Source organism: Pseudomonas sp. BF-RE-21, assembly GCF_019947305.1.
GTDB lineage: Bacteria > Pseudomonadota > Gammaproteobacteria > Pseudomonadales > Pseudomonadaceae > Aquipseudomonas > Aquipseudomonas migulae.
Genome location: NZ_JAGYGF010000052.1, coordinates 23826 through 46960, shown reverse-complemented (window position 1 = coordinate 46960; position 23135 = coordinate 23826). Strand labels below are relative to the sequence as shown.

The following is a 23135-nucleotide window of genomic DNA, read 5'->3' as shown; positions in this document are numbered from 1 at the left end:
GCTCGCCATGCCCTCGCTCCGGTCCTGCTCCGTGGGCCCGCCGCGATCGGCCATCCCTGGCCGTGCGCGGCTAACCCGGCATCCATGCCGGGTTGCCCACTGCGCAGAACCTGCGCTCGGCCTCTCGAGGGGGCGGTGCGTCCAGATCAAAAGCTGAAGGCGAGCTAACGCTCGGCCTGATGAGTGGTGGAAATCAAAAGCACACGCGATTCCCTGTAGGAGCCGGCTTGCCGGCGAAAAACGCCCGGACACCGCGTTCATTCAGGCAGCCCGTGTTATCGTTGACGTCCATCGCCGGCAAGCCAGCTCCTACAATTTTGAATCGTGTGAACCCAATCCCCGTGTAGGAGCCGGCTTGCTGGCGATAGCGGTGGATCAGTCGACGTTTGTATTGGCTGGACGGACGCCATCGCCAGCAAGCCGGCTCCTACAGGGGAGTGGTGCACATGTCCGGAATGAGTGAACGCATCAAAGAAGGACAACGCGGACAACTGAAGAGCCAGGTCGGCTTTCAGGCCGCCTCGGCGGCTGTGGCGGTAGTCGCCCCCTCGAGAGGCCGAGTGGAGGTTCTGCGTAGTGGGCAACCCGGCATGGATGCCGGGTTAGCCGCCCCCGGCCAGGGATGGCCGATGGCGGCGGGCCCGCGGAGCAGGACCGGAGCGAGGGTATGCCGAGCCTTAGCGAGGCACCGAACGAAAGGGGCAGAAGCGCTTTGGTTACTTTCGCGCTTTTCGAAAGTGACTCGCTGTAAGAGCGAAACCAATAGCAGCCGTTACCGCAGCAACGGATATGTACTCAGCTCAGCTCAGCTCAGCTCACCTCACCTCACCCAGCCAGAAACTCGCCAGTAGACACCACACGAGCATAGGCAAAACCCAACGCCGACATGAACGCGGCATGAACATGGGCCGCCGGAACCGTAAGTCCGTTGAACTCCAGATCCCGCGAGGCACAGGCGTCATGAATGACAGTGACGGCGTAACCCATGTCGGCGGCCGCACGGGTAATGCCGTCGACGCACATGTGGCTCATGCTGCCAACCACCACCAACTCCTTGATACCTTGCTCGTCGAGAATTGACTGCAGTTCAGTTTCGCGGAACGAGTTGACGAAGTGCTTGAGCACCACCGGCTCGTCGGCGCGGTTCAGGACTTTGGGGTGCAGCTTCGCGCCCTCGGAGCCCGGGGTGAAGAAGGGCGCTTCGTCGGAAGTGAACTCGTGGCGAATGTGCACCACCGAATCACCGGCATCGCGAAAGGCTTTGAGCAGGCGTACGGCGTTATCCGCAGCCGCGTCCGCGCCAACCAGCGGCCACTTGCCCTGGGGGAAGTAGTCGTTTTGGATATCAACTACGATGAGTGCTTGCTTGGCCATGACTGTTTCCTCGAAGTGTGTGTTGGTGTGGAATGAAGTATTGGCTCTGGCGGACCGTCCGAGGATTGGCCGCACCGACAATAGAAGGGGGAAAACTGACAATGGACGCACAAAGGGCAATCGCCGAGCTGGGTGTGCTGATTTATCCCGGCGCGCAGATGGCGGCGGTGCACGGGCTGACCGACTTGTTCGGGGTGGCGAACCGGATTGCCGCTGACTATCAAGCGGCGCAGTTGCCGCTGTTGCGGGTCAGCCATTGGCAGGTCGATGGCGATCAGCCCCCCAAACGTGTCTACGACAGCCATCCCGCGCCGGACGGTGCATTGGTGGCGGTGTTGATCCCGCCGTCGATTGGCGGTTTTTCCGAAGGCCAGGCGCCGCAAGGCTTGCTGCGCTGGATTCGTCAGCAGCACGCACAAGGCGCGACCCTCGGCGGCGTTTGTGTGGGCTCGATTCTATTGGCTGAGAGCGGCCTGCTCGACGGCCGCAGCGCCACCACCCACTGGACGTCGGCCAAGGCGTTCGCCGAGCGTTATCCGGCGATCAAGCTCAAGGCCGATACGCCGATCGTCGATGACGGCGACTTGATCACCACCGCCGGGTTGATGGCCTGGTCCGAGCTGGGTTTGCGTCTGGTCGACCGATTGCTGGGGCCGAGCATCGCCACCGGCACTGCGCGGTTTCTGGTGGTGGAACACAGCGACAGTGCGAGTGAATGTGGCAGCAACTTTTCACCGATTCTCAGCCACGGCGACGCCTCGATTCTCAAGGTACAGCATTGGCTGCAAAGCACCGGCGCGACCGATGTGTCGCTGGCGACCATGGCTGAACGGGCAGGGCTGGAAGAACGCACCTTCCTGCGCAGATTTCGTGCTGCAACCGGGCTTAAACCCACCGAGTATTGCCAGCACCTGCGGGTCGGCAAGGCCCGGGAAATGCTTGAATTCACCAACGGCACCATCGACCACATTGCCTGGACCGTCGGTTATCAGGACCCGAGTGCCTTCCGTGCGACGTTCAAGAAAATTACCGGGCTGGCGCCGAGTGATTATCGGACGCGGTTTGGAGTTTCGCCGACCGCCGCAGCCCGATAGTCGCAACGCCAGAAATCCCCTGTGGGAGCGAGCCTGCTCGCGAAGAGGCCGTGACGGTCAGCATCTATGTCGCCTGAAAGGTCGCTTTCGCGAGCAGGCTCGCTCCCACAGTTTGATCTTTGCAAGGCTTGGGTCGTGCAAAATGCCGGGAGCGAAATGGCCGTCGTGCAGAATGAGACAGGCTCAGTGCCATCACCGATTCGGCAACTGATTGAATTGCCGATTATTTCAAATCAGCCGCCGTTGGCCTGATCTCTGCACCCCTACAACTACATTCATCAAGCGCCGATTGAAGGGGGACGCATGACCCCAACAAACCGCAAGAAACTGGTGGTCGCCCATTCGGTGCGGCCCGACGCACCACAGCACGAAGTCGAAACCAATCACGCATTGGCCCGTTGGCTGGCGCAGGTTCTCGGGTTCAAATTCGGCGGCAGCTACGACCCCGAACACCACAGCGGTCGCGATCTTTATCTGCTGCCGACACAAACCATTGTCGGCGCTGCGGCCGCGCGGCAATTGGGCGTCAAGGGTCCGGAGGATTTGTGGGGCGGCTATGTCGAGCATGATTTCATCTGCACCAAAGCCATCAGCCACGGCTTGCGCAACAAAAACGCTTTTGCCCCGTACGGCTGGTCGCCGTTGTTTTGCGAACGGGTGCGCAACGTGGTGCTCGAGGGTCTCAGCGTGTTCTCCCTCGGCGATGCTCGGCCTGCGGCGGAGCATTTGCTCGATAGCGGACCGATTCGCCTGAAACCGATCCATGCCTGCGCCGGACGCGGTCAGGAGGTGATCCAGAACCTCGACCAATTCGATGCGATCCTCGGCAGACCCGATGCCAAGGTACTATTCACCGAAGGTGTGGTGTTGGAGCAAGACCTGACCGAGGTGGTGACCCACAGCGTCGGCCAAAGCTTCATCGGCGGCACAGTGTTGAGTTACTGCGGTGATCAGTACCTGACCGCAGACGGTCATGGCGAGCAGGTTTATGGCGGTTCCAATCTGCTCGTGGTGCAGGGCGGCTACGACGAGCTGCTCGAACTGCAACTGCCCGACGACGTGCGGCTGGCCATCCGGCAAGCGCAGGTGTTCGACCGTGCGGCGGACGAGGCCTATCCCGGTTTCTATGCCTCGCGGCGCAACTATGACATCGCGCAAGGCCTGGACAGTAACGGCACACAGCGCAGCGGCGTGCTTGAACAGTCCTGGCGCATGGGCGGTGCCAGCAGCGCCGAAGTGGCGGCGTTGCAGAGCTTCGTCAACGACCCGCAGATGAGCGCGATTCGTGTGTCCTCGGTAGAAACCTACATCGATCAAGCGCTGCCGGCGGACGCCATCGAGGTGTACCGCGGGCCGGCGCACAACAGTGAATTTCTCCTCAAGTACGTAACGGTCAAATCCTATGACGGCTAGAAGCGAAACCATTCAGATCGACATCGACGATGAACAGATGAGCGGGACTTTTCTCAGCCCCAAATCGAAGGTCCCCGGCGTGCTCTTCGTGCACGGTTGGGGCGGCAGTCAGGAGCGTGATCTTGAACGGGCCAAAGGCATCGCAGGTCTGGGCTGCGTGTGCCTGACGTTCGACTTGCGCGGGCACACCGGCGGCACCGGCATTCCACTGACGCGGGTTTCCCGCGAAGACAATCTGCGAGACCTGCTGGCGGCGTACGATCGATTGCTCGCGCATCCGGCGCTCGACACCTCGGCGATTGCCGTGGTCGGCACCAGTTATGGCGGCTATCTGGCTGCGATTCTGACCTCATTGCGCCCCGTGCGCTGGCTGGCGCTGCGGGTGCCGGCGTTGTATCGCGATGAGCAATGGCACGCGCCCAAGCGCGAACTGGACAAGCTCGATTTGCGTGATTACCGCAGCACGCTGGTGCGCGCCGACAGCAATCGCGCGTTGCATGCCTGTTCGCAATTTACCGGGGATGTGCTGCTGGTGGAGTCCGAGACGGACGACTATGTGCCCCACGCGACCATCATGAGTTACCGGGCGGCGTGTCAGCAGACGCACTCGCTGACCCACCGCATCATCGACGGCGCCGATCACGCATTGAGCGAGCCGGTTTCGCAGCAGGCGTATACCTCGATCCTGGTGGACTGGATTACCGAGATGGTGGTGGGTGAGCGGTTGAGCATTATCCAGTCGACGTAAGAGCGGCGGTGGATTCTTCGCGGGCAAGCCTCGCTCCTACAGGAAGCGCGCGAACCCCGTAGGAGCGAGGCTTGCCCGCGAAGGCGTCCTCACTATCACCCCGATCATTTGGGTTTCTTCGCAATCCGCAACGACTTGGCCTTGGCCTCCACAATCAAATACATCACCAACGTAATCAACAACGGCAAGATGAAATAAATCGCCCGATACGCCAGCAACCCCGCCACCAGGCTCCCCCGCGAAGCCTCATGCTGCAGCAACGCCACAAACACCGCCTCCAATACACCGAGCCCCGCCGGAATGTGCGTGATCACCCCGGCAATCGCGCTGATCAACAACACGCCAAGCACCAGCGGATAATCCAGCTTGCTCGGCAGAAGGGTGAAGATCACCGCCGCCATCAGCGACCAGTTCAGCGCCCCGAGCGCCAGTTGCAACACCGCCATGCGCAGGGACGGCAGGTTGATTTCGACGCCGCGAATCGCCCACTCCCGCCGCTTGGAATACTGACAGGCTGCCAGGTAACCCGCGCTCACCAACAGCAACAGAACCCCCACGCCCTGCAACGCACCACTGCTGAGTTTCCAGCCCGGAGGCATGCGCACCAGCCCGCTGCTGAACATCGCGCCGGCAATCACCATGTAGCCGAACCAGTTGGTCGCCAGGCTCAGGCCGAGGATTTTTGCGATGTTGCTTTTGCTCACGCCGAGCCGCGAGTAAAGCCGATAGCGCATGGCAATGCCGCCGACCCAGGCACTCAGGTTGAGGTTGAATGCGTAGCTGATGATCCCCACTGGCAGGATCTGTTTCCAGGTCAGGTCCTGACGAATATAGGTGCGGCCAATCAGGTCGAAACAGGCGTACACCAGAAAACTCACCAGCGTCAGCCCGGAGGCGATGATCAGCGTGCGCACCTTGAAATCGGCGAGGGTGTCGAACACCTCGTTCCATTCGATGCGTTGGGCCAGCATCGTGAACAGGACAATCAGCGCCAGGAAAAACAGCATCGTCAGCGGTTTTTTCCAGCGACTCCAATGCGACTTGTGCGGGCTGTCGGCGTGAGGCGCCGAATGGGTTTCAGCGCGGTTCATGGTGATCGCCCCCGGCGAGGTGGGTGAAGGGCTTCAGGCGTGGCTTGTGTGCCGGCAGCCAACCGGCCCACGCCGGGAAGTGCCGCAGGAAGTGAAACACCAGAAAGCCGACGGTCATGTGCCAGACCCGTCCGCGTGGGGATGTGTCCGCACACATGGCTTTGCAGTGGTTGTCGCTCAGCCTCTCGAGGCGTTCGAACAAATCGCGGTTGAAGGCGCGATCGCGGATCAGCACATTGGCTTCCAGGTTCATCGCCAGGCTCAGCGGGTCGAGGTTGCTCGAGCCGACGGTGCTCCAGTCTTCGTCCACCAGCGCGACTTTGCCGTGCAGCGGGCGCTCGCAATATTCGTGAATCTGCACCCCGGATTTGAGCAGGTAGTCATAGGTCATGCGCGCGGCCAGTTTGGCCACCCTCATGTCCGGCTGGCCTTGCAGGATCAGTCGCACCTCGACGCCTCGCCGCGCGGCGTTGCGTATCTCGCGCAGCAAGCGATAACCGGGAAAGAAATAGGCGTTGGCAATCACCACGCGACGCTGGGCGCTGCGCAGGACATGTCGATAAACCTCTTCGATATCGGATTGATGATCTCCGTTGTCGCGGTACACCAAACGGACCTGGCCATCGTGATCGTTGAACGCCAGTTCCGAGCGCCGCTGCCGCCGGCGTTGCCACCAGTATTTGGCGCGGGCCGGGCGACCGCTTTGCAGCAGGGCGAAATGATGAATGTCGGTCACCGCCGGGCCTTGCACTTCAACCGAGTAATCCTGTTTGGCCTCGGGGCCGAAGTCGGCCAGATGGTCGGCGGAAAAGTTGATCCCGCCGATGAACGCAATCGTGCCGTCGACCACCACGATCTTGCGGTGCAGGCGCCGGAACCAGTTGGTGCGGATACCCAGACGCTTCGGTGCCGGGTCAAATATTTGCAGGTGCACGCCGGCCTCGCTCAACGCGGTGAGGTAATCGGTGCTCAACTCGCCACAACCAAACCCGTCGAGACTGGCGGTCACCCGCACGCCGCGTTGAGCCGCGTCGATCAGCACGTGCTGCAGCTCTTCGCCGACCTTGTCCTCGAAAACGATGAAGGTTTCCAGGAGGATTTCAGTCTTGGCCTGGCGCATGGCTTCGAACACCCGCGGGAAATATTCTTCGCCGTTTTCCAGCAGTTCCACCCGGTTGTTGCCCTGCCAACCGTATTCAACGTCGACCACGCCGGGTTCGCGCACCGGCGGGTTGGTGGGTACGTGATCCACGGTGGTTTTTTCCATCGGTGCGCTGCTCATAGCTCGATCTCCACCGATAGTGGTGCGTGGTCGGAAAGGTGGGACCAGGGCCGCGCCGCCAGGACTTGCGGATGGCTGGCCTTGAGGTTGCGCACGTAGATGCGGTCCAGGCGCAAGGCAGGCAAGCGCGCCGGAAAACTGCGCGCCGGTTTGCCGTGGAGTTCGGCGAAAACCTCGCGCAAACCACAGGGCTTGAGCATTGCGTCGGCGCGCTGACGCCAGTCGTTGAAGTCACCGGCGACAATCACCGGCGCGTCGCTCGGCAATTCTGCGAGGCGTTGGGTCAGCAGCTTCAGCTGTTCATTGCGATGGGTTTCACGCAGCCCCAAATGGACGCAAATCGCGTGCACCTCCGGGCCATCGACGGGCAAGCGCAATACGCAATGCAGGATGCCGCGGTTTTCGTGTCCGCTGATGGACACGTCGAGGTTGTCGTGGCGAATGATCTGGAATTTCGACAACAGTGCATTGCCGTGATCGCCTGCCGGGTACACCGCGTTGCGTCCGTAGGCGAATTGCGGCCACAGCGTGTCGGCGAGGAATTCGTACTGCGGCATCGTCGGCCAATTGCTGTAACGCTGGAGATGGTGCTCGTGGGTGCCGTGGACTTCCTGCAAAAACACCACGTCGGCGGACACGCTGCGCACTGCTTCGCGCAATTCCGGCAGGATGAAACGCCGGTTGAGCGCGGTGAAACCCTTGTGCGTGTTGACCGTCAGCACGGTGAAGCGGCGTACGGCGTTCACGGTTCCTGACGAGTCATCGTCGGGGTTGAACTGCTCGGCGCGGTTCATGGCAGCACGCCTTGTGCCGCAGGCTCGCCGGAGGCAAAGAAGCGCCAAGCTGAAATACCGCTGTGAATCGCCGCCATGTCGCCTCCCGTCTGAGGGTCCCCGGTTGCCCCTGTCTTTTGATGACTGCGGGGCAAGCGAGAAAGTTTCGACGGGACTACAGACGGTAGGAGGGCTAAACCTGTAGGAGCCGGCTTGCCGGCGATAGCGGTGTGTCAGTCACATCAATGTTGAATGTGCCGCCGCTATCGCCAGCAAGCTGGCTCCTACAGGGGGATCAGTGACCGGCGACTATGCGGGTTGAACTCGCGGCGTACACCGGGCCGAGGCGATCGAGGCGACCGCTCCATGCAGTCAGCGCCAGCGCCACCAACACCACCAGACCACCGATCCACGCGGTATGGATCAGGCCCATGTGGGCGACGATCAAACCACCGCCCCACGCGCCACCGGCAATGCCGAGGTTGAACGCCGCGATGTTCAGGCCGGAAGCCACGTCCACCGCATTCGGCGTGTGATGTTCGGCCTGACGCACCACATACACCTGCAAGCCCGGCACGTTGCCGAAAGCGACCGCGCCCCAGACCAGCACGGTGGCCAGCGCCAGCCACGGGTTGCCGGCGGTGAAGGTCAACACGAACAACACAGCAGCGAGCAGGGCGAAGATGATTTTCAGGGCTTTGATCGGGCCGCGTTTGTCGGCCAGTTTGCCGCCCCAGATGTTACCGACGGCCACCGAGATGCCGTACACCAGCAACACCAGGCTGACGGTGCCGGCGCTGAAACCAGAAATGTCTTGAAGAATCGGCGCTAGGAACGTGAAGGCGATGAACGAACCGCCGTAACCGACTGCCGTCATGGCATACACCAGCAGCAGGCGCGGTTGCTTGAGGACCTGCAACTGTTCCAGCAGCGAAGCGGGTTTGCTGTGGGTGATGTTTTTCGGCACGTAGAGCAGGCTGCCGATGAACGCAATCACACCCAAAGCAGAGACAGCGAGGAAGGTTTCACGCCAGCCGAAATGCTGACCGATGAACGTCCCCAACGGTACGCCGGTGACCAGCGCCACCGTCAGGCCGGTGAACATGATCGCAATCGCGCTGGCGGCTTTTTCCTTCGGCACGAGGCTGGTGGCTATGGTCGAGCCAATCGAGAAAAACACCCCGTGGGCCAGGCCGGTGACGATTCGCGCAATGATCAGCGATTCGTAGCTCGGTGCTTTCCACGCCAGCAGGTTGCCAAGGGTGAACAGCACCATCAGCGACAACAGCAGCATTTTGCGCGGGACTTTGCCGGTGAGGGCGGTCAGCACCGGGGCACCGATGGCAACGCCCAGGGCATAGAGGCTGACCAGCAGGCCGGCGGACGGCAGGCTGACGCCGAGGTCGGTGCCGATAGTGGGTAACAGGCCAACGATGACGAACTCGGTCGTCCCGATGGCGAAGGCGCTGAGGGTCAGCGCGAGCAAGGCAATGGGCATGGCTGCAACTCCGGTGGGTTGATTGATGGAGCGCAGTGTCGGGGATTGGGTTGTGCGGAAAAATAGAGGTATCGGCATTTGATATTTGCCCTGAACGCAAATATCACTCCCACAGAAACACACGGTCCCCTGTAGGAGCTGGCTTGCTGGCGAAGGCGGCCTCATATACGCCGCCGTTTTTGAGGGCCTCATCGCCGGCAAGCCGGCTCCTACAGGGGTTGTGTGTAGTCCGGGGTTTTTATGTGGCACCGGACCTGTAGGCGCTGGCTTGCCAGCGATGGCGGCCTCATATGCGCCGCCGTTTTTGAGGGCCTCATCGCCGGCAAGCCGGCTCCTACAAGGGTTGCGTGTAATCCAGGCTTTTTATGTGGCACCGGACCTGTAGGAGCTGGCTTGCCAGCGAAGAGGCCGGCCCGGACAGCATCAATGCCGGATCAGTTTGTTGCGTATTTCACTCGTCGATTCCACCCAGAAAACCTGCTGGCCAGCGATCTCGGCAGCCACCGGCAAACCATCGCGGTACACCAACCGATTACTCGTCAGCGCCGGCACTTTCGCACCGGGTAGCAGCGTGCCGGCGAGGTTCAGCGGATCAACCCCGCACACGGCAATCAGGCTCCCGTCATGCGCCCGCCGCCGCACTTCGCGCAGCAACGGAATCGCCTCGGGCAAGGCGAACTGTTCACCGGCCAAACCACTGACAAACCGCCCGCCGCGAATCTCACCGCGAGCCTCCAGCCGATGGAACGTGCGCAGCAATTCGCGCCAGTTCGGCAACCAGTCTGCTTCGCGTTCCAGCAGGCGCCAGAACACCACGCCGTAGCGGCGCAGCAAGGTCATGACGATGTGTTCCAGAGTGTCGCTCGGCGTTGGATGTTTGTTGTCCATCGCTGGCGATGGCGCCCCGCGTCGAAGCAAGGCCCAGCGTCCGGCGTCATCCATGCCTCCGATAAACGCTCCGCGCCCGCGTCGGCTGCTGCGATTCTGCCGTTTACTGGCCGGCGTGATCAGCGCCCGCAAACCGGCAAAACTGTCGGCGTTCACCAGCCCGGCGCCGACCAGTTCCTGCAAGGCGATTTCCAGCTCCGAGCGCAGCAGATGCGCCTCGTGAATCAGCTCATCGAAAAACAGCGCGCCATGTTGGCTGAGGGCTTGGTAAACCTTTTGGGTTTTGGGCGACAGGTCGCTCACCGGCGTCTGTTCGGTCAGACCGCTCCACAACCCGACCTGGCTGCGCGGCAGCAATACGATTGGTGTGCTGCGCAGCGCCGTGCTGGCGCTTTTGTTGTGTGCGGTCAGGCGGGTCCAGACCAGTTTGCCGCTGCGGCACAGGTCATCCAGCCAACTCGCCGAATAGCCTTTGATCCGTGCCGCAAGAATGTCGCTGTCCCAGGCTGAAGCGGCGGCGGGATAGCCTTCGAACTGAGCGACGATGGCGGGCAGCACCGCATTGCCCTGGCCTTGAGTCGAGGCAGAAAGATGCTGCCAGTCGAACAGGAATCGCATGAAATCCTGCAACGCCACCGGCTCGATTTCTCGCCGCAGACGCTTGACCGTGTAGCGATGAATTCGCGCCAGCAGATGCCGCTCGCACCATTCTTCCTGATCGGCGCCGGGGGTGAAGTGACCGCGCAGCACATACCCTTCGCGTTCCAGTTGCGCGAGTGCCTGGGTGACGTGAGTCGCAGGTAATCCCAGAGGTTCGGCAATCGCGCTCAGCGGCAACGGACCAAAAGCGCTGAGCCGTGCGCGGATAACTTCCAGCACCGCTTCGTCTGCTTCCCAGGCGTCATCGAACCCCGGTAGCGCCTCCAGCGGTGGCGACAAATTTGCCTGTGGATAAATGGCGCGCAGGCATGTCAGCCGTTCCACCGCCAGCCACAGCGATTGCCCGGCATCGATCTGCAAACGACTGGCGCGACCGCTCTCGGCAAGGGCATTCAACCAATCAATCCACTGCGCATTGGCCTGCGCCTCGGCATCGGCAATGCACGCGAGGCTCATTAACGTCTCGTGCATTTCATCGGCATTGGTCGGCGTCGGCCAGGCCTCATCGCGCACCGCTTGAATGGCCTCGGCATCCAGCGCGCCGAGGTCGTCGGTGGACTGCGGGTCGGTCCAGCGCCGGTTGACCACGGCTTGGGTGCGGCGCTCTTCCAGCGGCGCGTCGTCGAGAAAGGTGTAAGGCCGGGCGCTGAGAATTTCGGCGGCCAGCGGCGAGGGCGCCGGCAGGTCGCGACTGATCAGGCGAACGTCGCCGCGTTCCATGCGCCGCAACAACGTCAGCCAGCCTTCGCAGTCCATGGCTTCGTGGAGGCAATCGTCGAGGGTCTGTTCCACCAGTGGATGATCGGGAATCTCCCGTTCGCCAGCGAGGTTTTCCACGCAGGCGATCTGGTCGGGAAACACGCTGGCGATCAGGTCTTCGCTTTTCATCCGCTGAATCTGCGGGGGGACTTTGCGCCCGCCGCTGTAGCGCGGCAACGCCAATGCGACGCCGGCATTCCAGCGCCAGCGCACACCGAACAGCGGCGCATCGAGCACCGCTTGAATCAGCAGGTGTTCGGCGCTGTTGCTGTGCAGGTAGCGCCAGACCTCATCGAGCTCAAAACTGTGGCTGGTAGAGAGCGACAACACAATCGCATCTTCGCTGGCGGCGGCCTGCAATTCGAAGTTGAAGGTACGGCAGAAACGCTTGCGCAGGGCCAGGCCCCAGGCGCGGTTGATGCGGCTGCCGAAGGGCGTGTGGATGATCAGTTGCGTGCCGCCGGACTCATCGAAAAAGCGCTCCATCAGCAGCGTGTCCTGCGAGGGCAGGGCGCCCAATGTCAGGCGTGCGCGGGCGAGGTAATCCACCAGTTGTCCGGCGCTGTCGAGGTTCAGGCCGAGGGTCTCGGTCAGCCAGTCGAGGGCCGGTTGCAAGTTGCCGGGCGTGGCGCCGAGCAGGTCGTCGAGTTGCGCTTGCAGGCGCGCCACGGCGAAGGACAACTCCGCGCTGCGCCCCGGCGCTTCACCGAGCCAGAACGGAATGGTCGGCGGCTGGCCGTGCGCATCTTCGACCCGGACCTTGCCGGTTTCGACCCGCAGGATTCGGTACGAGGTATTGCCCAACTGAAAGACATCGCCGGCGATGCTTTCCACGGCGAAGTCTTCGTTGACGCTGCCGATGTTCAGCCCTTGCGGTTCCAGCAGCACGCTGTAGTCGGCGTTGTCCGGGATGGTGCCGCCGCTGGTCACGGCGGTCAGTTTGCTGCCGCGCCGACCGCGCAACGTACGCGTCACGGCGTCGCGGTGCAGGTACGCGCTGCGGATGCCCTGGCGACCGTTGTAGCCTTCGGCGAGCATCTGCAGCAGCGCCTGATAATGTGTTTCGTCGAGGTCAGCGTAGGGCGAAGCATTGCGGAACATCTCCAGCAGCGCGTGCTCCGGCCATTCCTGGCAACTGACCTCGGCGATGATCTGCTGGGCCAGTACGTCCAGCGGCGCTTGAGGAATCTGCAAAGTATCGAGTTCACCCCGGCGCACGCAGTCGAGCAGGGCGGTGCATTCGATCAAATCGTCGCGGGTGGTGGCGAACAATCGGCCCTTGGGCGTGCCGCCGACCTGGTGGCCGGAGCGGCCGACCCGTTGCAGAAACCCGGCAATCGAGCGCGGCGAGGCAATCTGGCAGACCAGGTCGACATCGCCGATATCGATCCCCAGTTCCAGCGACGCCGTGGCGATCAGTACTTGCAGGTCGCCGCACTTGAGTCGTTGTTCGGCATCGAGGCGAAACTCCTTGGCCAGGCTGCCGTGGTGGGCTGCGACTGCTTCCTTGCCGAGACGTTCGCTCAAATGCCGGCTCAAGCGTTCGGCCAAGCGTCGGGTGTTGACGAAAATCAGCGTGGTGCGGTGTTCGCGGGCGAGGACGGCGAGGCGGTCGTAGACCAATTCCCACACATCGTTGGCCATCACCGCCGACAGCGGCACCGGCGGTACTTCGATGCCTAAATCTCGTGGACGGGCGTGGCCGATGTCGATGATTTCGCATGCGCGATCACGTCCCACCAGAAAGCGTGAGACCGCTTCGATGGGTTTTTGCGTGGCGGACAGGCCGATGCGCATCAACGGTGCTGCGCATAACGCCTGCAAACGCTCCAGGCTCAGGGCCAGATGGCTGCCGCGTTTGCTGGCGGCGATGGCATGGATCTCATCGACGATCACCGTGCGCGTGGTGCCGAGCATTTGCCGGCCGGAGTCGGAGCCGAGCAGCACGTAAAGGGATTCCGGAGTGGTCACCAGAATGTGCGGCGCGGTCTTGCGCATCGCCGAGCGTTCTTTTTGCGGCGTGTCGCCGGTGCGCACGGCGGTGTTGATTTGCAACTTGGGCAGGCCCATCGCACGTAACTGTTCAGTGATGCCGGCCAGCGGGTTTTGCAGGTTGATCTGGATGTCGTTGGACAAGGCTTTGAGCGGCGAGACGTAGACCACCAGTGTTTCGTTGGGCAACCCGTCTGCGGTTTCCAGGCCACGGTGAACCAGATCGTCGATGACGGCGAGAAACGCGGTGAGGGTTTTGCCGGAGCCGGTGGGCGCGGCGATCAGGGTCGAGCGGTGCTGACGGATCAGCGGCCACGCCCGGGCCTGGGCGGCGGTGACCGTCGGGAAGGTACTGCTGAACCAGGCGCTGACGGCGGGGTGGAAGCCTGCCATGGCCGCGTCCGTGGGGATGGGCAGATTCATAGAGTAATTTATGCGGGTGGGGTGAGGAAGTTGCAAGTACCGCTCGGGATCTCTGCTGGCCTTCAGGACCTCTTCGCGGGCAAGCCTCGCTCCTACAAGAGCGTGCGCGAGTTCTGTAGGAGCGAGGCTTGCCCGCGAAGAGGCCCGAAGCAGCACCACAAATCCCGGAGATCTACACTTTACGGATGACGGTTGCGCACTAAACCCGCAAAATGCAACGATTCCGGCAACTATCGACGGCACCGCCCGCGAGCGGTGCCGATAAAGCCATTGATCCAATCAGACTGGGCCTGCTGACTCTATGCGAATGCGCCTTATGTTACTGGGCGGCGGAAATGCCCTTGGGCAGGCGCTGATTCGCCTCGGTGCGGAGGAAGACATCGGTTTCCTCGCCCCCCGCCCACCGCAAGACGGCTGGGATGCCGCGAGCCTGACGCAACTGCTCGACGACACGCGCCCGGACGCGTTGATCAACCTCGCCTACTACTTCGACTGGTTCCAGGCGGAGACGGTCAGTGAATCGCGTCTGGCCGGGCAAGAGCGTGCAATCGAGCGTCTGGCCGAACTGTGCCAGCATCACAACATCGTTCTGCTGCAACCCTCGAGCTATCGGGTGTTCGACGGCTCGCGGGCGACCGCCTACAGCGAAAAAGACGAGCCGGTGCCGCTGGGCCTGCGTGGTCAGGCCTTGTGGCGCATCGAGCAAAGCGTGCGCGCGACCTGCCCGCAGCATGTGCTGCTGCGGTTCGGCTGGCTGCTCGACGACAGCCCCGACGGTACCCTCGGGCGTTTCCTGTCCCGTGCCGAAAAACCGGAAGAACTGTTGATGGCCGATGACCGTCGCGGCAACCCGACGCCGGTCGACGACGCGGCCCGGGTGATCATTTCGGTGCTCAAGCAACTCGATTGCGCGGCGCCACTGTGGGGCACCTACCACTACGCCGGGCACGAGGCGACCACGCCGCTGGCGCTGGGGCAGGCGATTCTCACCGAAGCCCGCGCACTGCATCCGCTGGCCATCGAAGCGCCGACCGCCCAGGCTCACGCCGCACGCCCGGACGCTGCCGAAGAGCCACAACACGCGGTGCTGGCCTGCAAGAAAATCCTTCACACCTTCGGGATCAAGCCCCGCGCCTGGCGTGCGGCACTCCCTGGCTTACTGGACAGGTTCTATCGCCATGGCTGACGGCCCTGTTTTAATCACCGGCGGCGCGGGTTTCATCGGCTCGCACCTGACCGACGCCTTGCTCGCCAAGGGCCATTCGGTACGGATTCTCGACGACCTGTCCACCGGCAAGCGCAGCAACCTGGCGCTGGATAATCCTCGCGTCGAGCTGATAGTCGGCGACGTCGCCGATGCCGCCCTGGTCGCTCGCGCAATGGTCGGTTGCAGTGCGGTCGCGCATCTGGCAGCCGTGGCGTCGGTGCAGGCTTCGGTGGATGATCCGGTGAAGACTCACCAGAGCAATTTCATCGGTTCGCTGAATGTCTGCGAAGCCATGCGCCAGAGCGGCGTCAAACGTGTGCTGTTTGCCTCCAGCGCAGCGGTCTACGGCAACAATGGCGAAGGCCAGTCGATCGACGAAGACACGCCCAAGGAACCGCTGACGCCGTATGCGTCGGACAAGTTGGCCAGTGAACATTACTTCGATTTCTACCGTCGCCAGCATGCGCTGGAGCCGGTGATTTTCCGCTTCTTCAACATCTTCGGCCCGCGCCAGGATCCGTCCTCGCCGTACTCCGGGGTGATCAGCATTTTCAGCGAGCGCGCGCAAAACGGCCTGCCGATCACCGTGTTTGGCGATGGCGAGCAGACGCGGGATTTTGTTTACGTCGAAGATCTGGTCGATGTGCTGGTGCAAGCCATCGAAAAACCGCAGGTTGAAGTCGGTGCGGTCAATGTCGGCTGGAACCAGGCGACCACGCTCAAGCAAATGCTGGAAGCGTTGAAAGTGGCGGTCGGTGAACTGCCGCCAGTGAGCTACGGCCCGGCGCGTTCGGGTGATATCCGCCATTCGCGGGCGAACAATCAGCGACTGCTGGAGCGGTTTTCCTGCCCGGCTCAGACGCCGATGAGTGTCGGTCTGGCGCGGTTGTTGGGGCGCTGAGTTTTTCGCCAGCAAGAAAAAGGCGCCTGTGAAGGCGCCTTTTTTTGCAGCTCGTTCCCACCACGTGAACGATTTTAGAACTTGTAACCCAGGCCCACCATGTAGATGAACGGGTCCACGTCGACATCGACCTTGGCACGGGTGCCCTGTGCCACGGCGTTGTTTTCCACGGTGGCGGTGGTATCGATGTCGATGTAACGCACTTGGGCGTTGAGCATGATGTTGTCGGTGATCATGTAGTCGGCACCGACCTGAAACGCCATGCCCCAGGAGTTGTCTGCCTTGAAGTTGCTGAAGCCATTGGCGCTGGCCTCGCTGCCGACGTGCTCGTCGTAGATCCAGGTGTAGTTGATACCGGCGCCAACGTACGGTTGGAATGCAGACTTGCCGTCCAGTGGGTAGTAGACGACGCTCAAGGTCGGCGGCAGGTGTTTCAGGCTGCCGAGTTTGCCGTTGGCCGCACCCAGGACGGTGCCTTTGAGCTTCACGTCATGTTCGAATGGCGTGGCCGCGAGCAGCTCGATGCCCCAGTGGCTGTTGAGCATGTAAGCGAAGTTCAGACCCAGTTGGGTGTCGCTGCTCATGGTGGCCTTGCCACCCAGATTGGTGCCTGCCAGCGGGCCTTGATCGACTTTGACGTCGGAGCTGTCGGCTTTCGGGTTGACGGTGATTGCACCGGCACGAAGGAGGATGTCGCCGGCTTCGTGGGCGTGGGCGAGCGGGGCTGCGAGCGCGAGGGCAAACAGCGAGGCGCTGAGCAAGGACTTGTGCATGGAGGCTCCAGAGGACGTTAAAAATGTTCGATGTCCAATGGTACGGAGCGGTCTGGTCCGGTCTTTTGACTCAGCTCAATGAAACGGTGATGGCCTGTTTTTTTGCGGAACCTTTGAGGACGCCTTCGCGGACAAGCCTCGCTCCTACAGGTGTGGCGCTAACCCGTAGGAGCGAGGCTTGCCCGCGAAGGCGTCCTTCAAATCAACACGCGAACACCAGATTCACTCCGGCAATTCATAGATATAAATCTTGTCCGCCTCCATCTGATACCCCGCATCCGCCAACTCACTGGTCGACGCTTTAACCTGCAACGCCCCCTCAATCCAATAAGGCTGATACAGCTCGTCCAGCTTCACGCCGACTTCGCTTTTCACATGCACGATCTGGTTCGACGGCGGTGGCGGTACATGGATGCAGGCGCCGAAATACGGCACCAGCAGAAACTCCGTAGTGCGGCCTTCTTCACTCACTTCCAGCGGCACGATGTAGCCCGGCAGGCGGATGCTCTGACCGTCGAGGCTCTTCACCACCGGTGCATTGGGCATGTCCTGTTTCGCGGCTGGCGCCGACTCGGCGGACAGCGCGCTGCCCATCTGCGAGAGGTCGTGCAGGGGTGTCATGTTCGGCACTTCCGGCGCGGCGTCCGGCGGGATCATTTCCGACCAGGTCAGCTCTTTCGGCTCGGCGGCCCACAGCGGCAAGGCAACCAGCATCAACAGCGCAAGCAAAGCGCGGGGCATCATTAACGTCCTCATAGTCGGATCGACAGGCCATCGGCCAGGGATTGGCGATACGCGCGCCACGCCGGCACGCTGCCCATCAGCAGCGCGGCGATCAGGATGCCACCGAGCAGCGTCCATTCATATTCGCTGGGCCACGCCAGCGGCAGAAACAGACCGTAATTGGCCTGCACGTAGCCTTGAGCAGCGGCGATGCCCACATAAAGCAGGGCCACGCCAGCGATCACGCCCGACAGCGCCAGGGCAAACGCCTCCAGCACCAGCAACGTCGCGATGTGCCACGGCCGCGCGCCCACCGAACGCAGAATCGCCATCTCGCGCCGACGTTCATTGAGGCTGGTGAGAATCGCCGTGAGCATGCCGATCAACCCGGTCAGTACCACAAACAGCGAGACCACGAACAAGGCTTTTTCTGCGGTGCTCATCAAACTCCACAACTCTTGCAGCGCCACGCCCGGCAGGATCGCCAGCATCGGTTCGCCACGGAATTCGTTGATTTCGCGCTGCAGGGCAAAGGTCGAAATCTTGCTGTTGAGGCCGAGCATGAACGCGGTGATCGCTTGCGGCGTCAGGTCCATGTTGCGTGCCTGATCAGCACTGATCCGACCGTTGCCGCGCGCCGGCACGCCGTTGTGCCAGTCGATGTGAATCGCTTCCATACCTCCGAGGCTGATGTGCAACGTGCGGTCCACCGGGGTGCCGGTGCGTTTGAGAATGCCGACCACGGTGAACGGTTTGTCGTCGTGCTTGACCAGGCTGATCACCGCCACGCCGTGGGCCAGCACCAGTTTGTCGCCGAGTTTGTAGTGCAGTGCATCGGCCACTTCGGCGCCGAGCACCACTTCGAACGGATCGGTGGCGAAGGCGCGACCGTCAGCCAGTTCCAGGTGTTGTTGATGACCGTACTGGTAATGCTCGAAGTACGCCTCGGTGGTGCCCATCACCCGATAACCGCGATGGGAATCGCCCAGCGACATCGGGATCGCCCACTTCACTTTCGGGTTGTTGGCGAAGTGCTCGAAGCTGTCCCAGCGGATGTTGTTGGTGGCATTGCCGATGCGGAACACCGAGTACAGCAGCAGGTTCACTGAACCGGAGCGGGCGCCGACGATCAGGTCGGTGCCGCTGATGGTGCTGGCAAAACTGGCCTTGGCTTCGGTGCGCACGCGCTCCACGGCCAACAGCAGGCAGACCGACAGGGCGATGGCGAACGCGGTCAGGATCGCGGTGAAGCGGCGGTTAGCCAGGCTGGCCATGGCTAGACGAAACAAATACATCTCAAACCTCTGCAGGCGTGGCGGCGCGATTGAGTTCGGCCAGCGACAGGTTGCGATCGAACAGCGGCGCAAGGCTTTGGTCGTGGCTGACGAACAACAGGCTCGACCCGGCTTCGCGGCATTCGGCGAACAACAGGCGAATGAAGTTTTCGCGGGCGTCGTAATCCAGAGCAGAAGTCGGTTCGTCGGCGATCACCAGTTCCGGCTGACCGATCAACGCACGGGCGGCGGCGACGCGTTGCTGTTGGCCGATGGACAGCGAGTCGGCGCGGCGGCCGAGGATGCTTTCATCTTTCAAACCCAAATGAGCGAGCAAGGTTGCCGCCGCCTGATCGACGCTGCCATGGCGCTGGATCGCCCGTTCGGCGCGCAGCCTGGAGAAGTGGCAGGGCAGTTCGACGTTCTCGCGCACCGAGAGAAACGGCAGCAGGTTGAACTGCTGGAAGATGTAGCCGGTGTGATCGACGCGAAAGCGATCACGCGCCCCGGCGCCGAGTTCGGTCAGTTCCTGGCCGAGCAGGCGAATGCTGCCGCGATCGGGCTTTTGCACGCCACCGAGCAGGCCGAGCAGGGTGGTCTTGCCGCTGCCGCTGGGGCCTTTGAGGAACAGGGTTTCACCCGGTTCCAGGCGAAAGGCCGGGATGTCCAGCAGCGGCGGGTGACCGGGCCAGCTGAAGCCCAGGTCGGACAGTTCGATGAGTGCTTGGGTCATAACACCGGTTTCATTGGGTTGTCTCAATTTCACATGCAACACCAATCCCTTGTAGGAGCGAGGCTTGCCCGCGAAGGCATACTGCCAGTCGACATCAATGTTGAATGTGACGACCTCTTCGCGGGCAAGCCTCGCTCCTACAGGGGGTGGTGGTGGATCAGAATTTCAGGGCGGCCGCCTTGGCCGTCACTTCTACCCCTTGCTGCCCGCTCGGGCTGATCAGTTGTACCTGAATTTTCTGGGTCGCCGGGAACGTGTTGAAGAGGTTTGCCAGATCCAGGGTTTTCAGTGCGCCCGGCGTTGCGCAGGTGAACTGGTAGTGAGCGTGGATTTCGCTGTGGTCGTGGTGATGCTCGTCTTTGGCATCGTCGTCATGATCATGATCATCATCGGCATCCGGCTTGTCACCGAACAGCGGGCTTTCCAGTTCCTGAGTCGCGACCACGCAACCCGCCGCTTTCGGCAGGTTGAACAGGGTCAGCGGTTTTTCAAGTTGCGCACGGGCGGCGGCGACTTTGGCTTTGTCGGCGTCAGTGGTGGCCGCGTGTTCGAAACCCACCAGGTTCATCGCCGGGCTTTCCAGTTCCAGCTCCAGGGTCTGACCGTCCAGCGCTGCGTTCAGGCGACCGACACCATGCTCGTGGGCACCGAGGCTGCCGTGTTCATGGTCGTGTTCATCAGCGGCATGGGCGATGGCCAGCGGCAACAGGGCAAACGGCAAAGCGAGCAGCAGACGGCGCATGGCGGGTCTCCGAAAAGTAAAATGAAGAATTTGTTATGTAATCTTATAACGTAAGTGCGAGGAGTTTGACCGGCTACTTGGCGTTGCACAAGTCCCATGGGAGCATGCAGGTCAGAAATGTGCGGGAGCGAAACCATGTTGCGTATACGCGGAAGCATCGGCGACTGGCCGGTGGATTTGACCCTGGAGATGGACGACGCTGACTGGGCGCGGCTCGGCGCGCAGGTGCAGGTGGTCAAGCCAGAGGTCAGTGCAGCGCCGGCCAAACCGGTGAATCAGGATGATGCGCAGTGGCAGGTCGCAAAGGATCTGCTGCGCAAGGCCGGGCAACTGAGCGGGCCGGATTTGCTGGAGCAACTGGAAGGTTTGACTGGCAGTGCAGCGTCGGGCAAGCGTCTGCTGGTGCGGTTGCGGCATAGCGCGGAGGTGAAGGTGGAGAGTGGCGGTGATACGCCGCTGTATCGCTGGCTGTAGAAATGCGTTGTTTGTGCGGCCGCCATCGCCGGCAAGCCGGCTCCTACAGGTCCGTGCAAATCCTGTAGGAGCCAGCTTGCTGGCGATGAACGAAAACGCGGTCTATCAGTACAACGCAGCAAACAACTTGCGGCGATACGTGGTCACCAGCGGGTGATCATTGCCCAGCAATTCGAACACTTGCAGCAACGTCTTGTGCGGCAAGCCTTCGCTGTAGCTGCGGTTGCGCACGAACAGCTTGAGCAGCGCATCCAGCGCCGCATCGTACTGCTGACGGGCCAGTTGCTGGATCGCCAGTTGATACACCGCTTCATCGTCCTGCGGATTCTTCGCCAGGCGCGCCTTCAAGTCGGCGGCATCCGGCAAGTCCTTGGCCTGGCCGAGAAACTGGATCTGCGCTTTTGCACCGGCCAATGCGGCCTTGTGTTCATCGCTTTTCACCGCGTCGAGCACGGTTTGCGCTTCACCCAGCTCACCCCGTTCAGTCAGGCAACGGGCATACAGAATCAGCGCTTTGGCGTTGGTGTTGTCTTCGCCCAGCAGCACTTTGAGAATGGCTTCTGCGTCAGCGAAACGGCTCTCGTCAAACAGCGCCTGAGCCTGTTCGAACGGATCAGCCGCCGCCGGTGGCGGCATTTGTACGTGAGGCTCCAGCATGGTGCGGACGGCGGATTCCGGCTGCGCACCGGCAAAACCGTCCACTGGCTGGCCATCCTTGAACAACACCACGGTCGGCAAGCTGCGGATGCCGAAGCGAGCGACGATGTCTTGTTCCAGATCGCAGTTGACCTTGGCCAGCAACAACTCGCCCTGATAGCTCTCGGCGATGGTCTGCAGCATCGGCATCAGCACTTTGCAGGGCGCACACCATTCGGCCCAGAAATCCACCAGCACCGGTTTGTGGAAAGAGTTCTCGATCACCGACTGGTCGAAATCGGCAGTCGTGGCGTCGAAGATGTACGGCGTTTGCTGACTCATGGGGGATCTCGTAAAAGCGTGAATGGGGCAACTATACGGCTTGGCGGGGGGTAGCTGAAAGTGTGCGCAGTCTGACAGATGGCCTTCGCGGGCAAGCCTCGCTCCTACAGGTCCGCGTCGTTATTAAGAGCGGCACTAAACCTGTAGGAGCGAGGCTTGCCCGCGAAGCTTTTAAGCGCGCCGCGCGTGATACAGGCTCACATACCGAAACTCTTCAGGCTCGGCCAGATCCGGCAAGGTCATCGCTTCGAGCATTTCGATGCGTTGATACAACGGATGACGAAAATCCCTCACCCGCGAATCCGCCACCAGCGCTTCCCGGCCGCGACTCAAAAACTCATCGAGCAGCGGCAGATTCTCCCGGTCGTACAGCACATCGGCCACCAGGATCAGATCAAAGCGATCCGCCTCGGCGAAAAAGTCCGTCGAGTAACTCAGCTCCACTTCATTGAGTTCGGCATTCGCCCGGCAGGCGGCAATCGCCAGCGGGTCCAGGTCACACGCCACCACTTCCAGCGCCCCGGCCTTTACCGCGGCAATCCCCGCGACGCCGGAACCGGCACCAAAATCCAGCACGCGTTTGCCTTTGACCCACTCGGGGAATTCAGCGAGATAACGGGCCATCGACAACCCGCTGGCCCAGCAGAAACTCCAGTACGGCGGCTCATGCAGAATCCGCCGGGTTTCTTCCGGGCTGAAGGCGCGGTCCATGTTGTCACCGTCGATCAGCCAGAGTTTCAGGGCGGTATCGGGCAGGGCGACCGGGACAAGTTGTGCATCGCCCAGTAACTCCCCCAACGCCTGTTGCAGGTCGAGCGGTGCAATCATGGCGCTTTGACGAATTGCAGTTGACCCAGGGCCTGGGTCGTCGGCTGGGTGATGACTTGCGACGGCAGGTGCAAAATCAGCTGGCCGGACTGGCTGGCGCGGCCTCGCAGTTCCACGCGGGCACCGGCCGGAAACGAATCCGGGTTGAAGCGCAGGTGAAACGGCAATACCTGATTGGTGCCGATCAGGCTGGAGCTGGCGAGCAATTGTTGCGGGCGATCCTTTTCATCGATCACCAGCAGCGCCAATTCGACTTCGGCACCGGCCGGCACGCCTTGCAAGGTGCCGCTCAATTCACGCTGATAAGCGGGCAGCGGACCGAGGTTGGCGGACTCGCGGGCTTTTTTCTGCGCCGCCTGTGGAGCGGGGCCGGGCGTAGGCGGCTGGGGCTTGGGTGCATCGCTGCTGCAGGCCACCAACAGGCTGAAAAGGCTGAGCAATACGAGCGGTCTGAGTGACATTTGCGGCTCCAGCAAGGTGAAATCCATGGATCATTCTCTATAGCCA

20 protein-coding genes are annotated in these 23135 nt (G+C 61.9%); 6 read left to right on the top strand and 14 right to left on the bottom strand.

The genetic code is table 11. The annotated features are described in order from the left end of the window. Positions 1-825: 825 nt before the first annotated feature. A complete protein-coding gene (locus KGB25_RS24815) occupies positions 826-1374 on the bottom strand; it encodes a cysteine hydrolase family protein (protein WP_008044039.1) in 549 nt (182 codons plus the stop codon). 101 nt (positions 1375-1475) lie between these two features. On the opposite strand from KGB25_RS24815, the gene KGB25_RS24810 reads away from it, so the two are divergent. The 3 genes from KGB25_RS24810 to KGB25_RS24800 all read left to right on the top strand — a co-directional run bounded on the left by KGB25_RS24810 (position 1476) and on the right by KGB25_RS24800 (position 4629). Continuing rightward, positions 1476-2468 (top strand): GlxA family transcriptional regulator, encoded by a 993-nt coding sequence (locus KGB25_RS24810; protein WP_223437113.1) that lies wholly within the window; start codon positions 1476-1478, stop codon positions 2466-2468. Positions 2469-2771: 303 nt separating this feature from the next. Continuing rightward, a complete protein-coding gene (locus KGB25_RS24805; RefSeq protein WP_223437111.1) occupies positions 2772-3881 on the top strand; it encodes a DUF3182 family protein in 1110 nt (369 codons plus the stop codon). Further along, positions 3871-4629 carry an alpha/beta hydrolase family protein gene (locus KGB25_RS24800; RefSeq protein ID WP_008044043.1) on the top strand — a complete coding sequence of 253 codons (759 nt, stop codon included), beginning with the start codon at positions 3871-3873 and terminating at the stop codon, positions 4627-4629. Before KGB25_RS24805 ends, KGB25_RS24800 begins: the two co-directional genes overlap by 11 nt. A gap of 104 nt (positions 4630-4733) precedes the next feature. Here KGB25_RS24800 and KGB25_RS24795 read toward each other — a convergent pair whose 3' ends face one another. The 5 genes from KGB25_RS24795 to KGB25_RS24775 form a co-directional block, all read right to left on the bottom strand. Continuing rightward, entirely contained in the window at positions 4734-5720 is a 987-nt protein-coding gene (locus tag KGB25_RS24795) for a lysylphosphatidylglycerol synthase domain-containing protein (RefSeq protein WP_008044045.1), read from the bottom strand. After that, positions 5707-7002: a cardiolipin synthase ClsB gene (gene clsB, locus KGB25_RS24790; RefSeq protein ID WP_223437109.1), complete on the bottom strand. Its 1296-nt coding sequence runs from the start codon at positions 7000-7002 to the stop codon at positions 5707-5709. The genes KGB25_RS24795 and clsB overlap by 14 nt, the downstream gene beginning before the upstream one ends. Next, positions 6999-7796 carry an endonuclease/exonuclease/phosphatase family protein gene (locus KGB25_RS24785; RefSeq protein ID WP_223437107.1) on the bottom strand — a complete coding sequence of 266 codons (798 nt, stop codon included), beginning with the start codon at positions 7794-7796 and terminating at the stop codon, positions 6999-7001. The genes clsB and KGB25_RS24785 overlap by 4 nt, the downstream gene beginning before the upstream one ends. Positions 7797-8070: 274 nt before the next feature. After that, on the bottom strand, positions 8071-9273 hold the full coding sequence (locus KGB25_RS24780) for an MFS transporter (protein WP_411740528.1): 1203 nt from the start codon (positions 9271-9273) through the stop codon (positions 8071-8073). 423 nt (positions 9274-9696) lie between these two features. After that, positions 9697-13995, bottom strand: a complete 4299-nt coding sequence (locus KGB25_RS24775; protein WP_223437103.1) for a DEAD/DEAH box helicase — start codon at positions 13993-13995, stop codon at positions 9697-9699. A gap of 301 nt (positions 13996-14296) precedes the next feature. Between KGB25_RS24775 and KGB25_RS24770 the strand changes: the two genes are divergently transcribed. Continuing rightward, entirely contained in the window at positions 14297-15181 is an 885-nt protein-coding gene (locus KGB25_RS24770) for a sugar nucleotide-binding protein (protein ID WP_032829110.1), read from the top strand. Beyond that, on the top strand, positions 15174-16103 hold the full coding sequence (locus KGB25_RS24765) for an NAD-dependent epimerase/dehydratase family protein (protein WP_192228078.1): 930 nt from the start codon (positions 15174-15176) through the stop codon (positions 16101-16103). Before KGB25_RS24770 ends, KGB25_RS24765 begins: the two co-directional genes overlap by 8 nt. 74 nt (positions 16104-16177) lie before the next feature. Here the strand turns inward: KGB25_RS24765 and KGB25_RS24760 are convergent, their stop codons facing one another. The 5 genes from KGB25_RS24760 to KGB25_RS24740 form a co-directional block, all read right to left on the bottom strand. Next, entirely contained in the window at positions 16178-16876 is a 699-nt protein-coding gene (locus KGB25_RS24760; RefSeq protein ID WP_008042936.1) for an OmpW/AlkL family protein, read from the bottom strand. Positions 16877-17098: 222 nt separating this feature from the next. Next, positions 17099-17617, bottom strand: a complete 519-nt coding sequence (locus KGB25_RS24755) for a DUF3299 domain-containing protein (protein ID WP_032829112.1) — start codon at positions 17615-17617, stop codon at positions 17099-17101. An 11-nt stretch (positions 17618-17628) separates the two neighbouring features. Continuing rightward, positions 17629-18894: an ABC transporter permease gene (locus KGB25_RS24750; RefSeq protein WP_008033758.1), complete on the bottom strand. Its 1266-nt coding sequence runs from the start codon at positions 18892-18894 to the stop codon at positions 17629-17631. A 1-nt stretch (position 18895) separates the two neighbouring features. After that, the gene (locus tag KGB25_RS24745) at positions 18896-19606 is read right to left on the bottom strand and encodes an ABC transporter ATP-binding protein (RefSeq protein ID WP_008033756.1); all 711 of its coding nucleotides are present in this window, start codon (positions 19604-19606) and stop codon (positions 18896-18898) included. A 157-nt stretch (positions 19607-19763) separates the two neighbouring features. After that, complete coding sequence (locus tag KGB25_RS24740; RefSeq protein WP_223437101.1) at positions 19764-20348, bottom strand: DUF2796 domain-containing protein; 585 nt, start codon at positions 20346-20348, stop codon at positions 19764-19766. A 135-nt stretch (positions 20349-20483) separates the two neighbouring features. Here KGB25_RS24740 and KGB25_RS24735 point away from each other — a divergent pair, with 135 nt between their 5' ends. Beyond that, entirely contained in the window at positions 20484-20822 is a 339-nt protein-coding gene (locus KGB25_RS24735) for a hypothetical protein (protein ID WP_008033753.1), read from the top strand. A 105-nt stretch (positions 20823-20927) separates the two neighbouring features. On the opposite strand, the gene trxA is transcribed toward KGB25_RS24735, so the two are convergent. The 3 genes from trxA to KGB25_RS24720 form a co-directional block, all read right to left on the bottom strand. Further along, the gene (gene trxA, locus KGB25_RS24730) at positions 20928-21800 is read right to left on the bottom strand and encodes a thioredoxin (RefSeq protein ID WP_223415638.1); all 873 of its coding nucleotides are present in this window, start codon (positions 21798-21800) and stop codon (positions 20928-20930) included. Between the two features lie 171 nt (positions 21801-21971). Continuing rightward, complete coding sequence (locus KGB25_RS24725; protein ID WP_008042945.1) at positions 21972-22628, bottom strand: class I SAM-dependent methyltransferase; 657 nt, start codon at positions 22626-22628, stop codon at positions 21972-21974. Continuing rightward, positions 22625-23089 carry a YbaY family lipoprotein gene (locus KGB25_RS24720; RefSeq protein WP_032832770.1) on the bottom strand — a complete coding sequence of 155 codons (465 nt, stop codon included), beginning with the start codon at positions 23087-23089 and terminating at the stop codon, positions 22625-22627. Before KGB25_RS24720 ends, KGB25_RS24725 begins: the two co-directional genes overlap by 4 nt. Between the last annotated feature and the right edge of the window lie 46 nt (positions 23090-23135).